We start from the raw sequence: 13,043 nt of genomic DNA, 5'->3' as shown, positions 1-13,043 counted from the left end.
TACAGTCAAACGTCATGCTTTTTTAGGGTATGATACAAGCTACTTTAATAGTTAGTAAACATGACATTGGAAGTTATATATCTAATTTTTTTCAGTTAATAAAAAAAATCTTGTCAAGTTTCATGTATTCTGATTATAATGACAATAAGAATTTCACGAAGTGTAAAGAAACTTAACATTCGAGGGAGTGGGCTTCATGAGAAAAAAGTGGTTTGTTGCATTACTGGCCATGCTGACGGTACTGGCTTTTCCAGTGGGGGCATTCGCTGCTGATGGTCCGACAAATATTCAGCTTCAAGCTGGATTAAACACGGCGTTTACCTTCTTGGCATTTATTCTTGTGTTTTTCATGCAGGCGGGATTTGCATTGCTGGAGGCTGGCTCCACACGAATGAAGAATGCGGGGCATGTCGCTGGTAAAACGATACTCACCACGGGCGTTGCTGCATTGTCATTCTGGGCTCTCGGGTTCGGGCTAGGCTTCGGTAACGATGGCGGCAACGGATTTATGGGGTTGACGGGTTTCTTCATGAGCGGCACGGATGCTGCTGTATCGTTTGACTCCCTTTCAGGTCTGGATGTTCCGATTACAATCATGTTTTTGTTCCACTTTGCTTTTGCTGCTGTGTCTCTTTCTATCGCATGTGGGGGAATGGCAGAGCGTGCAAAATTAAGTGTATACATCATTTTCGGTATCTTGTTCTCCATCATAATCTATCCGGTTGTAGCTCACTGGGTATGGGGCGGCGGCTGGCTTGGCAAGCTGGGCATGCAGGATTATGCCGGTTCGACGGTAGTCCATCTGACAGGCGCTACGGCGGCACTTGTCGCTACACTGCTGCTGAAACCGCGTTTGGGCAAGTTCAATAAAGACGGCAAGCCGAATATTATTCCTGGACATAATCAGGTGTATTCCATACTGGGTGTTATTATTCTCTGGTTTGGCTGGTTTGGATTTAATCCGGGTAGTGCTGTATCGGCCATGAATGACGGTTTCTTCGGGTATGTGGCGGTAACCACGAATCTTGCTGCGGCGGCAGGTGGAGTATTTGCCCTGCTGGTATCCTGGATGGTCTATGGAAAAGCGGATATTCCGTCCATGCTGAACGGTGTACTGGCGGCTTTGGTCGCAATAACAGGGGCGTGCGCATTTGTAGCTCCTTGGGCGGCTCTGGTCATCGGTGCGGTAGCAGGGATTATTACCTTCTTCACAGCACAATGGTTTGAGCGTGCAAGAGTAGATGATCCGGTATATGCATTTTCCGTTCATGGTATTGCAGGGATGTGGGGGGCGATATCCACAGGATTGTTCGCTACTCCTGAGCTGGTGAAAATAACAGGGGTTGGTCAAGCCGGGTTATTCTATGGTGGCGGATTTACGCAATTGGGAGTACAGTTGCTTGGACTGGTAGGGACATTTGCTTTCGTATTCGTTATTTCCTTTATTATTCTGGGTGCGATGAAAGCCATTATGGGAATTCGTGTTACGGAAGAAGAAGAAACGATGGGGCTGGATATAAGCGAGCATGGTACGTACGGCTATCCTGAGCAAATGAAACTGGTTGCCGAGGCTGAAAAGCGTTCTGGGACTGTAAGCTAATATGTAAAATATAAAGAGCCAGTAAGGATGAGCGGAGGAGATGGAAGTATGGAACTGCAAAATACGGCACCTTGGGTGAGTTCAGCCGAAGCGATTGATCATGCAGATACGCCTGAATCGCTAAGGCAGGCCAGGGTCGATTCTCAAAAATGGCTGCTGGCTTCCCAAGCCTCCGCTCCGTTATCAGACTGGTTACAAACGGCGAATGATATGCATGACCGCATTGCGGCCAGAGCTGTGCAAATGTGCGAAAAAGGGATGGTTGAGGATGGCTTCGGCCCTCCTCCCGTCCCTTACGCATTTATAGCCTTCGGCAGCATGGGACGCTCGGAGTCGACGCTGTGGAGTGACCAGGATAACGGTATGATTATCAGTGACGCTGCATCTGCCGGGAAAGAGACATATTTTATGGAGTTCGGCCGGAGGGTGTCTGCAATGCTGGAATATTTGGGATATCCGAAATGTGAAGGGAAAGTGATGTGTTCAGAGCCGCTATGGCGACAAACATTGTCTGAATGGCAGGAGCAGCTGGCAAAATGGTCGGATGATTTTGCCTGGGAGCCGATTCGTTATCTGATTATCTCGTCTGATATGAAGCATATCGCTGGAGATGAGCGATTGTCAGCAGAATGGAAACGAAGCTTTTATGCGTTGCTGCGCAAGCGTCCCGATTTGCCGTCCGCGGTACTTAGGAACACGGTAAGGCATAAAGCAACACTTAATATTTTGGGTCAGATCGTTACCGAGCGCTTCGGGGAGCACGCGGGCGATTTTGATGTGAAATACGGTTTATACATCCCGTTGGTAAATGCAGTACGTTTTTGGGCTTTGCAGCACGGGGTGGAGGAGACCTCTACGTTGAAAAGGCTCAGGCGGCTCGCGCTGCTGGAAGCAGCACCGTCTCCTTTGCTGGATGCTTGCGAGCGGGCCTTTCGGATCGCGCTTCAGCTTCGGATGGCTACTCCGGTGCAGGAGAAGAACGGACTCTTGGTTAGCAAGGGTTACCTTGCTGTCAAACCGTTGAAGCAAGGTAAGGGCTGGCATGAACTGCGCGAGGCGCTCTCAACGGTGCGGCGGCTGCATCGTGCGCTGCAAAGACAGTTGCGGTTTACGGAAGGGAGAAGGTCATGAAGGAGCCAACGCAGGGAGGCGGCTTTTGGAGCGCTCTTCGCAGAGGAGGAGTGCCATCAGCCATCGCTTCTGTAATGGGAGCTCCTACGGCTCAGCAGATGGCCTTTATCCGTTCCTTGACCCGGGAGCAACGGCGCTCTGAAGTATTGCGGACCCCGTTGGAGCGTTTGGAGACGGTTGTTTTTGATTTGGAAACCACGGGATTTTCAGCGCAGCACGGAGATGAGATTTTATCGTTCGGTGCGATTCGGGTGGTCGGGGATACGATTATGGAAAAAGAGCAGTTTTACACGCTTGTCAATCCACGTACAGCAATTCCTGAGCACATTACGGAGCTTACCGGGATTACCCGGGAAATGACAGATGAGGCTCTGCCGCTTATGGATGGGCTGCATGACTTTATGTCCTTTGTAGGGGGACGGGTGCTTGTAGCGCATGCCAGCGCTCACGACAAGGCTTTTTTGAATGCTGCGCTATGGAAAACATCTAAAGTGCAGCTGACCCATCGTGTTCTGGATACGATGATGCTCGCCAAATGGCTGGAGCCGCAGCAGCGCCAAACGTATAGTTTGGATGAATTGCTGACCTATCAGGGCATACCGATTCAGGGACGGCATCATGCGTTAGAGGACGCGAAAATGACGGCAAAGCTGTGGGTGGCTTATGTTCAGGAAATGCTGAAGCGTAATGTGACCAATTTGGCAGATGTGTATGCTCATTTAAGCCAAGCTTCAATATAGAACAACATTACAGCAAGTCTGCGATCATTCGTGGGTTTGCTGTTTTTTTGCATCTGTATAGATTGGAAGGGTTAGAGGTGGGAGCAGAAGGGGCACCATATGGAGAAGGTGAGAGTAATCCAGATGAAAGGCCGGGTGATTGGACTGTGAAAAAAGTTGTTTTTATTAAATTCCTGATGGTTATGCTGGTGGTAGGAGTAGCTTCATGGGGAGTAGAAACAAACATGACTTATACTTATGCGGCAAGCGTACCGGCTAAAAATGTGCAAACTCAGGAGGAAAATGAGGACGGAGAAAGACTTGAAGCTGGCAAAGGGGTAGATACAGAGTTAGATACTATAGAAGTGATGCAAAAGATACAGCCTGGTCAACCGCTTCCTTCCATGATTTTAAAAGATTTGGATGGCAAATCCTACAATATGGGAGTCAAGCGCGACAAAGCGCTGGTAATTAGCTTCTGGGCCTCATGGTGCGATCCGTGCCGTTTGGAGGCACCTGTACTGAATGAGCTATATAGCAAGTACAAGCACGATGTGGACGTATATGGTATTAATGTAACACGCTATGATCGGTTGGAGGATGTGCAAAAGTTTTCCCGCTCCCTAAAGCTCCAATTTCCGGTTTTGCTTGATGAGCAAGGGGCGCTGTTTGAACGGTTTGGGGGGGCGGCTTTTCCAACTCATGTCATGGTTGACCGTCATGGACAGGTACGTGAAATCATAACCGGCATGCTCAGCGAAGGGGATCTGGAACGAAAAATAGAGTTTCTGCAAAAAAAGACGGTGCCTTTGAGGTCCGAATAGACCGCTAAAGACACCGCTTAACAATATAAGCACTTATCAAATCAGTGATTTACCAGTCCTTGGGGCGATAGGTCGGTCTGCTGATTTTTCGGAGACGGTGCTTCCAGCAACGCATAACGGAAACTGTCCACCAGTGCTTCCCAGCTGGCTTCAATTACATTTTCGGATACGCCCACGTTACTCCAGACGTCCTCGTAATTTTTGGATTCAATGAGCACACGTACCTTGGCAGCGGTGGCATCTTTTTCGTCAAGTACACGTACTTTGTAGTCAGCCAGATGCATATCCCGTAGTGCCGGAAAATATTGAGAAAGAGCTTTACGCAGTGCATTATCGAGTGCGTTGACCGGACCGTTGCCTTCGGCGGCAGTATAAACGCTTGTGCCTGCAACATTCAGCTTCAAGAACGCTTCGGATACAACTGGACGACCCGCTGTTTTCTCCACAAGCACCTTGAAGGACTCAAATGAGAACATTTCCTTCACTTCACCGCCCGCTTCACGAATGAGCAGCTCCAGTGAAGCATCGGCTCCTTCAAACTGGTAGCCCTGATGCTCCAGCTCCTTAATGCGGCTGATGACGCCACGTGCCTCATTGCTGGACGGATCAAGGGTAATACCCAGCTCCTGCGCTTTGGACACAACATTGCTTTGTCCGGCTAGTTCAGAGACCAGCACCCGTTGCTTGTTGCCCACCAGTTCAGGGGCGATGTGCTCATAGGTTCGCGAGTCGCGCAGAATAGCTGACACGTGGATACCGCCCTTGTGAGCAAAGGCAGCATTACCGACATAAGGCTGGTTCACAGGCAAATTCACGTTGGCGACTTCGCTGACAAAGCGGGCCGTGTTGTGAAGCTGCTTTAGTTTGTCGGAGTCCAAACAATCGTAGCCGAGCTTGAGCTGCAAATTTGGAATGACGGAGCATAAATTAGCGTTACCACAACGCTCGCCGTATCCGTTAATCGTACCTTGAATTTGTCTCGCGCCTGCTTGTACTGCACTCAGTGTATTGGCAACAGCCAATTCGCAGTCATTGTGTGTGTGAATGCCCAACCGTGACCTTGTCAGCTGGCTTTGCAGTATGTTGACAATTTCCTGTATTTCATGCGGCATGGTACCACCGTTAGTATCGCACATGACGAGCCAATCTGCGCCTGCTTCTTCTGCTTTTTTCATGACGGCGAGTGCGTATTCTGGATTATTTTTATATCCGTCAAAAAAATGCTCGGCATCAAAAATAACCTCCATGCCCCCTTGCTTTAAAAAGGCGATGGAGTCGTAAATCATGGACAGATTTTCTGCTAGCGTCGTCTGTAGGGCAGTGTGTACATGAAAATCCCATGATTTGCCGACGAGAGTAGCAGCTTGGGCGCCGGATTCCAGAATCCGTTGCAAATTGGCATCCTGTGCCGCTATGCTATCTTTACGGCGCGTGCTGCCGAAGGCGACAATCTTTGCCTGAAGTCCCAGCTCTTGCACTCGTTTAAAAAATTCGATATCCTTGCTGTTGCTCCCGGGAATCCCGCCTTCAATATAATGAACACCGAGATCATCGAGTTTTTTTGCGATTTTCAATTTGTCGTCAGCAGACAAGCTAATTCCTTCTCCTTGAGTTCCGTCGCGTAGTGTTGTATCGAAGATAGAAATAGCGGTGGACATGAGGACTCCTCCTTCGCGGATTGCACAGATTGGTAGTGCTTTGCTTTTTAAGCAGATTATTTAATCATTTAACGCGTGAAAATACAAAGGTGTCAACTTGCCTTGTTTCGTATGATTTTTGATTATATCAACTTATGACTTCAAATGTAATATATAAATATCATTTTTGACCGCAAAACCTTTAATTTCATGTAAAATAGGGCATAGAATCATTTTATAATTTATAGTTAAAAGAAGGGTTGAGCGTGAGAGATGTCAGTGCTTATTATCCGGTTGGTGGGCGGGTTATTCTGCATGTCGATATGAACGCATTTTATTGTTCTGTTCATGCAGCGGAGGAACCGGAGAAATACAAGGGTTTACCTACCGCCGTCGCGGGTAGCAGTGAGCTGCGCAGAGGTGTAATCGTAACCTGCTCCTATGAAGCCCGGCGATTGGGCATCTCAACAGGGATGGTCGTCCAGCAAGCCCGGCGGATTTGTCCGCAGCTTATCGTGATTCAGCCTGATTTTCACCTGTACCGTCGTTATTCCAAAGCTTTTATGAGCATTGCTTATTCGTATACGCCTATGTTGGAGGCAACTTCAATTGATGAATGTTATCTGGACATTACAGGTTCCAGGCAGTTTGGAACGCCTATGGAGATCGCGGAGGAAATTCAGCGCAGGGTAGCGGACGAACTGGGACTGCCCTGCTCCATCGGAGTGGCACCCAACAAGCTGCTGGCCAAAATGGCCTCTGACCTGAAAAAGCCACGCGGGATATCTGTGTTGCGCTTGCGCGATGTACCAAATATTTTGTGGAATCTTCCCTGTGGTCAATTGTTTGGTGTGGGACGAAAAACAGCCGACAAGCTTCGGCAAATGAACATTCGCACCATTGGCCAATTGGCCAAGGCGGACGAGCATATGCTGATCGGCGTATTTGGCGTGACTGGCTCGTGGTTAAAGCTGGCTGCTAACGGGATTAATCATTCTCCGGTCAATACCGAGCGGGAGCCGAACAAGTCCATCGGACACACCACCACCTTGCCCATGGATGTGGTGAAGCTGGAGGAAGCCCAACGGGTGCTTCTCAATATCAGCGATCAGGTAGCACGCCGGCTTCGACGGCATGGCATGCTGGCAGGAGGTATTCAACTGACAATTCGGACGCCAGAGATGAAAACCTTTACGCGTTCTCAGGTAAGGAGTATTCCTACGGAAAGTACAGAGGATATATATAAGGAAGCTTGTGCGTTGTATCGGCGGCATTGGGGAGAGGACAAACCTGTGCGCTTGCTGGGAATTACGCTTCAGCAGTTAGTCCCGAAGGAAGAAGCTGCCGTTCAAATGGATCTTTTTGAATATAAGGACCAGCCCAAAAAGGAAAGCCTGCTGAAGACGATGGATGCGCTACGAGACAAGTTTGGCGAAAATGCAGTTCTGACCGCCGGGATGCTGGGAGATGACCCTTCGGTACTTCTTCGTAACTCCAAGCTGCGCGGAACTTCGCTGCAAAAAGACAATCTCCAGACGCCTGAGTAAACTTTTTGGTGAGTTTATACGAAGCAGCGGAGGCGTACGCTATAAGTATTTTTTGCATAAAGGATCAATGAAAATAATTTGTAATAATTTATTGTTTGTATTAATATGTGAATAGAATGCAAAAGCTGGTTTGTTTGATTGTATAGGAGGCAGAGGAGAGTTATGGCTAAATACACTTGGGTAGAAAAAGATACATGCATTGCGTGCGGAGCCTGTGGTGCTACAGCACCGGACATTTATGATTATGACGATGAGGGCTTGGCTGAAGTGATCTTTGATGGAGATGGAAACCAAGGGATCAAGGCAATTTCAGACGACCTGTTTGATGATATGCAGGATGCTTGCGACGGTTGCCCTACTGATTCTATTAAAGTTGCAGACGAGCCGTTCAATAAAGAAGGTTAAGTCTACTTGGATAGGCACAGCACCGACAGCACTCTTTGCCGTACAACGGTGAAAAGGTGCTGTCGGTGCTGTTTTTTTATGTGCTATCCATATGATCTATTTTGGCCGATATACATAGTAAATAATAGGGCAAGACTACACGATCAGGAGGATCCGATGAATCATTCGCCTCATCTTAAATCGTATGTAAAAATGCACCCTGATAATAAAATGGCTTGGTATTTGCTCGGAAAAGAGTATGAGAGCAGCGGTCAGGAGGGCAAAGCAAATTATTGCTTCAATCGCGCGGGGGAAGTGTTCGAAGCCTTCGAGCATAAACAGATTCCGGCAGACGTATGGATGGAGTATCAGGATAAACTGGTTCAGATGTCTAAGGAGAAGGCGCGGAGAACGGCTCGAACGCGTTATTTGTTAACTACGTTGATGGTACTTCTTCTGATATGGGTGCCTTCAGCCAATTCGCCGGGCCATTCGAGGGAAAGTGCATCCGTTCCGTCAGGAAGAGAGCCTGTGGCAGCCGACAATGTCCAAGTGGCAGGAGTACAGACTTCTGACCCGAATGAAGTGGCTCAGATCGGTGGGCCTGGTGCTGGTGGCGTGTTTACCGCCCAAGCGCGCACAGGCAGTTCAGCAGGAACGGCACTTGCAGATATGTTGGCAAAGGTTAGTCGTCTACCAGCCGAGACCACAGTGCTGGGCATGGAGCAAAGCGGTTCTTGGATGCTCTGGAGAGATCGTATGCAGCCGCTGCTTAGTTTGCAAAACAAAGGAAATGGAGGCTTGGCTGTCCAGTCTTACGACGCAGCAGCGTGTGCTTGTAAGCCGTCGGACAGTGAAAAGCTTCGAAAAACAGGTCTGCAATGGGCTGTGGGACAGGAAGAACTGGCTGTGCTGAATAGCTCCATGCGTGCTTTTCGTACGCAGCATCAACGTCTTCCTCAAAGTCTCGATGAGCTGACCGGAAGCTTTCCAGATAATATGATGTACGGTACGACAGACGGAATGAAGAAGGCTTTTACACCTATGCGTAATTTACTTGCTTCACAGGGACAGAGGGCTAAAGGAGCAGCAAGCCAACAAGCTGGCTCGTCGGCTGAAAGCAGTCCTTTGCTGACGTCGTCGCTGTATGGACGGCCTTTTCTGGGGCAGCCGTTGCGGATTGTGGTAGACAAGTCGAAGCACAGGCTCGGATTGGTGAGTGGTAATGTGCTGATCCGCAATTATCCTATCGGATTGGGTGGAGATCGAACTCCGGAAGGGAAGTTTGTGATTACGGATAAAGTCGTAAATCCGAACGGTAAGTCCAACGGTGAGTTTGGCAGCCGAGGTATGCAGCTGTCTGCAACGAATTATGCCATCCATGGCACCAACGAGTCGGACAGCATTGGCAAAAATGAGTCGCTAGGCTGCGTTCGCATGGGCAAAGAGGATGTGGAGGAGTTATTTGCTCTCGTACCTTCAGGTACAGAGGTGGTCATTGGTAACGGGGGACTGCCTGATCAAGTGCTTGTGCCTGGCTCCCGATTTACAACTGAGCCGCAGCACGACCAGACGAATCCCCGAAAAACCTATCACTGGCTAAATTAGCTTTAGATGCTATTGCTACATGAAGTTTAACGATTTCCTGCTTGTGCCAAAATAACGACCAGAACAATCACAATGATGAGGAGAACAAAACTGACGGCGGTCCATACAATCGCTTTCTTGTTCACCTCGTCCTTTTTCTTTTGCAGACTTGGCGGCTTGCGCTTGGTCTTCATATCAGCAATCCCTCTTTTCTGACGGGCTATAGCCCTGTCTTACTATGTCCATTGTAAATGGTTTGATTATACATTTTCAATGACATCTCCATGACAAACGAATTGTTCCTGATACTGCACGTCGCAAATTACTTTCTTTTTGGTATGGAAAAAGCTAAACTATTTTGTAGAGATGTTTTTTTAGGATTGCGCAAGGGCATAGAACGGAGTGGATGAATCGTGTTGTATCGAAGGATTGTGAAACCTGTTTTTTTCAAAATGAGTCCAGAGACGGCCCATCATGTCGTCATTGATGGCTTGAAGTATGCGGGGGCGCTTCCCGGTGGAACAGCAACGCTGCGGGGAATGTACGGAGTCAAGGAAACGGAGGATCTTGCGGTTGATCTGTTCGGCCTTCATTTTCCCAACCCGATTGGACTTGCTGCGGGATTGGATAAAAATGCGGAGGCAGTTGCCGGCTTTTCCTCGATCGGGTTTGGTTTTATGGAAGTGGGCACGGTGACACCTGTGGGACAGCCCGGCAATGACCGCCCTCGTTTGTTCCGGTTGCCTCCCGATGAGGCGTTAGTGAATCGGATGGGTTTTAACAATCTGGGTGCGGAAAGCATGGCTAAACGTCTGGCTGCGCTAAAACATCGGCCTGTTCCGGTCGCTGTTAATATTGGTAAAAACAAAAACACGCCTAATGAGGATGCCCATAAGGATTATGAGAAGTGCATTTCCGCGCTGTATCCGTATGCGGACTTTTTTGTAGTGAATATTAGTTCACCGAATACGCCGGATTTACGAAAGCTCCAGCATGGCAGTGAGCTGAAATCGCTGCTGGAAGCTGTTCGAGCAGAGATGGGAGTACAGGCGACGAAGTATGGCGGAGCCAAGTCTGTACTGGTCAAAATTGCGCCGGACGTATCAGATGAGGAACTGGAATATATGACAGATGCGATTGCGGCCAGTGGAGTAGACGGTATCATCGCGACGAATACGACAATTTCGAGGGCTGGCCTGACGCACCGGAATGCGAGTGAGACGGGAGGGCTGAGCGGTAAGCCGCTGCGTGACCGTTCTACAGAGGTCATCGGACGAGTGTATCGCCAAACAGATGGCAAGCTGCCGATTATCGGATCGGGCGGCATTTTCAGCAGTCGTGATGCTTACGACAAAATTAAAGCAGGCGCAAGCCTGATTGAAATTTATACAGCATTGATCTATGAGGGACCGGAAGTGAACCGGACATTACATGCCGGTCTGCGTGAGCTGCTGCGAAAGGACGGCTTTAGACACATTACCGAGGCTGTTGGTGCAGATCACAGATAAAAAAGTGTTGTCGGAAGAGACAGGAGGTACGGGGATGGACGGAAGAGACTGGGGAACATTTTTGCTGCCATATGATCAGGCGGTGGAGGAGCTTAAGGTCAAGTTCAAAACAATGCGTGCGGAGCTGAAAAAGCGCGAGGAATACGCTCCTATCGAATTCGTAACCGGACGGGTGAAAAAAATATCAAGCATCCTCGATAAAGCGAAGAGATTACAGGTTCCTTCTGATCAGCTGGAGACGGGAATCGAGGATATTGCAGGAATCCGCATCATGTGCCAATTTGTTGAGGATATCCGGCGGGTAGCCGAGTATATTCGAAGACGCAAGGATTTGACTGTACTGTATGAAAAGGACTATATCACCAATTATAAAGATAGCGGATATCGCAGCTTTCATATGATTGTGGAATATCCAGTGCAGACAGCGCTTGGATTAAAAATTGTGCTGGCAGAAATTCAGATCCGTACCTTAGCCATGAATTTTTGGGCAACCATCGAACATTCCCTCAGTTATAAGTATCGTGAAAGCTTACCGGATAATATGCGGACACGGTTGAAAAAGGCAGCTGAGGCGGCCTTTGTACTGGATAATGAAATGTCTTCGATGCGTCTTGAAATATTAGAAGCGCAGAAGAAGTTCGAGGATGAAGCGAATATCGTATCCAAGGTGCTGACGGGTATGCACCGTCTGTATTTCTACCATAAGATCAGTGAAACGATTGATGCGCAGCGCAGGTTCAATGAGCTGTGGGAACGGCACGACATGGAAGGGATCAAGCTGCTCCATGATGAAGTCAGGGATTTGCTGGTAGCTTCTACCAAGGAAGACGACAGGGATGAGTATTAAATGGTGAACGTTTCCTATGAACCGTTATACGTGGCTTATTTGGTATATTTCAATCGGGATCGGGATTATTTTGAATGTCACGAGGTACTGGAAGAGCTGTGGCTAAAGCTGGACCGTGACCCTGTATATAAAGGTTTGCTGCAAATTGCTGTAGGGCTGTATCATTTTCGCAACGGAAATTTCCGAGGCGGACATATGATGCTGGACAGCGCGGTACACAAGCTGGAGCATGCGTCTCCGCAGGCGCTGGGCATTAACATGGTGAAGCTGGTGGACGAGGCGCGCGCTTGCGCCAGCCAGCTTGCCGCGGCTGTTGTAGGTGGCTCGGCAGATCTCCAGCGCCAGCCGCCAGTTTATCGGGATTTGACGATTGAAATCGTCAATCCCGGGCTGCGTCAGGCCGTGGAGGACGCATCGTCGTCCATACCAGCCAATATCCCGCAGCAGAGAGGCCCGCGGCGTGGGGAAAAGCATGAGCAGCGTCAGCAGGCGCTTGAGGCTTCTGTGAGGCGCAGACAGGCGGGCCGCAGCTCCTGCTCTGCCTCGCCTGGTACGAAGGGCACGACGTAATCTGAGGCGTGTCTATGAAAGCAAGCAGCCCGATCCGTTTCAGGGGATCGGGCTGCTTTATCGTTCAGTAGCCTTAGCCGTGTGAACGTCATTTAGGAGGTTGTTTAGGAAGTTACATTCTTTTTATATTTTTCAAAAAAGGCTTTGAAATCGTCGAGTGTATAGCCGTTGTCGGAAGGGCTTTCCTTCAAACCACCTACCATACGCTCTTTTTCCACGCCTTTTTCATAATAGATGAGTGTAGGGGTGTACTCAATTTTGTATTTGTCCCAGCCGTCCTCATACTCACGCAGGTTAAATTCGTGCATGGTAATGTTCTCCTGCTTGCTCAAAGGCATTAGCTTGGGAGTGGTGGCGCGGCAATGTACACAGTCGGATGCAAAATGATAGACGAAAAAGTTTTCTTTTTTGTCAATTTTGCTTTGCAGATCCTCCGGTTTAATAATCTGCTGATAGTTTGGATCATTCAGCAGCTCTTGGGTGGCAGGCTTTAACGAGGCTGTGGAAACGCCATACAGCTTGTTTTTGGTGCCTGAATTCAAAGCGAGCAGCACCCCAAGCAAAATGACGAGCACAACAAAAAAGCCAATGACAGGTATAAGCTTTTTTTTGTTGGATTTTTGGGTGTTCAATGCAATCTCTCCCATCAAAATACAAAATATGTAGCTATGAATCTCATTATTATACAA

The 13,043-nt window shown here is 48.7% G+C and carries 13 protein-coding genes; 10 read left to right on the top strand and 3 right to left on the bottom strand.

All coding sequences use genetic code 11. From position 1 onward, the window contains the following. The first annotated feature begins 196 nt into the window (after positions 1 to 196). The 4 genes from ABH897_RS02455 to ABH897_RS02440 all read left to right on the top strand — a co-directional run bounded on the left by ABH897_RS02455 (position 197) and on the right by ABH897_RS02440 (position 4,274). Positions 197 to 1,600: an ammonium transporter gene (locus ABH897_RS02455; protein ID WP_283655481.1), complete on the top strand. Its 1,404-nt coding sequence runs from the start codon at positions 197 to 199 to the stop codon at positions 1,598 to 1,600. Positions 1,601 to 1,648: 48 nt separating this feature from the next. Beyond that, positions 1,649 to 2,731, top strand: a complete 1,083-nt coding sequence (locus tag ABH897_RS02450; RefSeq protein ID WP_283657799.1) for a DUF294 nucleotidyltransferase-like domain-containing protein — start codon at positions 1,649 to 1,651, stop codon at positions 2,729 to 2,731. After that, complete coding sequence (locus tag ABH897_RS02445; protein ID WP_283655482.1) at positions 2,728 to 3,471, top strand: exonuclease domain-containing protein; 744 nt, start codon at positions 2,728 to 2,730, stop codon at positions 3,469 to 3,471. The genes ABH897_RS02450 and ABH897_RS02445 overlap by 4 nt, the downstream gene beginning before the upstream one ends. Positions 3,472 to 3,617: 146 nt before the next feature. Continuing rightward, positions 3,618 to 4,274 carry a TlpA family protein disulfide reductase gene (locus tag ABH897_RS02440; RefSeq protein ID WP_404520957.1) on the top strand — a complete coding sequence of 219 codons (657 nt, stop codon included), beginning with the start codon at positions 3,618 to 3,620 and terminating at the stop codon, positions 4,272 to 4,274. A gap of 41 nt (positions 4,275 to 4,315) precedes the next feature. Here the strand turns inward: ABH897_RS02440 and cimA are convergent, their stop codons facing one another. After that, positions 4,316 to 5,932 carry a citramalate synthase gene (gene cimA, locus ABH897_RS02435; RefSeq protein ID WP_283655484.1) on the bottom strand — a complete coding sequence of 539 codons (1,617 nt, stop codon included), beginning with the start codon at positions 5,930 to 5,932 and terminating at the stop codon, positions 4,316 to 4,318. Between the two features lie 245 nt (positions 5,933 to 6,177). On the opposite strand from cimA, the gene ABH897_RS02430 reads away from it, so the two are divergent. The 3 genes from ABH897_RS02430 to ABH897_RS02420 all read left to right on the top strand — a co-directional run bounded on the left by ABH897_RS02430 (position 6,178) and on the right by ABH897_RS02420 (position 9,450). After that, positions 6,178 to 7,458 (top strand): DNA polymerase IV, encoded by a 1,281-nt coding sequence (locus tag ABH897_RS02430; protein WP_404591106.1) that lies wholly within the window; start codon positions 6,178 to 6,180, stop codon positions 7,456 to 7,458. A gap of 162 nt (positions 7,459 to 7,620) precedes the next feature. Further along, positions 7,621 to 7,863 carry a ferredoxin gene (locus ABH897_RS02425; RefSeq protein WP_014280869.1) on the top strand — a complete coding sequence of 81 codons (243 nt, stop codon included), beginning with the start codon at positions 7,621 to 7,623 and terminating at the stop codon, positions 7,861 to 7,863. 156 nt (positions 7,864 to 8,019) lie between these two features. Next, positions 8,020 to 9,450, top strand: a complete 1,431-nt coding sequence (locus ABH897_RS02420) for a L,D-transpeptidase (protein WP_404580192.1) — start codon at positions 8,020 to 8,022, stop codon at positions 9,448 to 9,450. 26 nt (positions 9,451 to 9,476) lie between these two features. Here the strand turns inward: ABH897_RS02420 and ABH897_RS02415 are convergent, their stop codons facing one another. Beyond that, positions 9,477 to 9,623 carry a hypothetical protein gene (locus tag ABH897_RS02415; RefSeq protein ID WP_283655486.1) on the bottom strand — a complete coding sequence of 49 codons (147 nt, stop codon included), beginning with the start codon at positions 9,621 to 9,623 and terminating at the stop codon, positions 9,477 to 9,479. Positions 9,624 to 9,842: 219 nt separating this feature from the next. Here ABH897_RS02415 and ABH897_RS02410 point away from each other — a divergent pair, with 219 nt between their 5' ends. The 3 genes from ABH897_RS02410 to ABH897_RS02400 are packed head-to-tail and all read left to right on the top strand — an operon-like array spanning position 9,843 to position 12,354. Beyond that, positions 9,843 to 10,937, top strand: coding sequence for a quinone-dependent dihydroorotate dehydrogenase (locus tag ABH897_RS02410; protein WP_044646355.1), 1,095 nt, complete (start codon positions 9,843 to 9,845; stop codon positions 10,935 to 10,937). 34 nt (positions 10,938 to 10,971) lie between these two features. Then, the gene (yjbM, locus tag ABH897_RS02405; protein WP_283655487.1) at positions 10,972 to 11,784 is read left to right on the top strand and encodes a GTP diphosphokinase; all 813 of its coding nucleotides are present in this window, start codon (positions 10,972 to 10,974) and stop codon (positions 11,782 to 11,784) included. Beyond that, positions 11,785 to 12,354, top strand: a complete 570-nt coding sequence (locus tag ABH897_RS02400; RefSeq protein WP_283655488.1) for a DUF309 domain-containing protein — start codon at positions 11,785 to 11,787, stop codon at positions 12,352 to 12,354. A gap of 104 nt (positions 12,355 to 12,458) precedes the next feature. Here the strand turns inward: ABH897_RS02400 and ABH897_RS02395 are convergent, their stop codons facing one another. Next, positions 12,459 to 12,986 (bottom strand): thioredoxin family protein, encoded by a 528-nt coding sequence (locus ABH897_RS02395; protein WP_044646358.1) that lies wholly within the window; start codon positions 12,984 to 12,986, stop codon positions 12,459 to 12,461. Positions 12,987 to 13,043: the final 57 nt, after the last annotated feature.

The sequence above is a fragment of the Paenibacillus sp. RC73 genome (assembly GCF_044908085.1).
Taxonomy (GTDB): Bacteria; Bacillota; Bacilli; order Paenibacillales; family Paenibacillaceae; genus Paenibacillus; species Paenibacillus terrae_A.
Note: the sequence above shows the minus strand (reverse complement) of the source record. Positions and strands in the feature narration are given on the sequence as shown.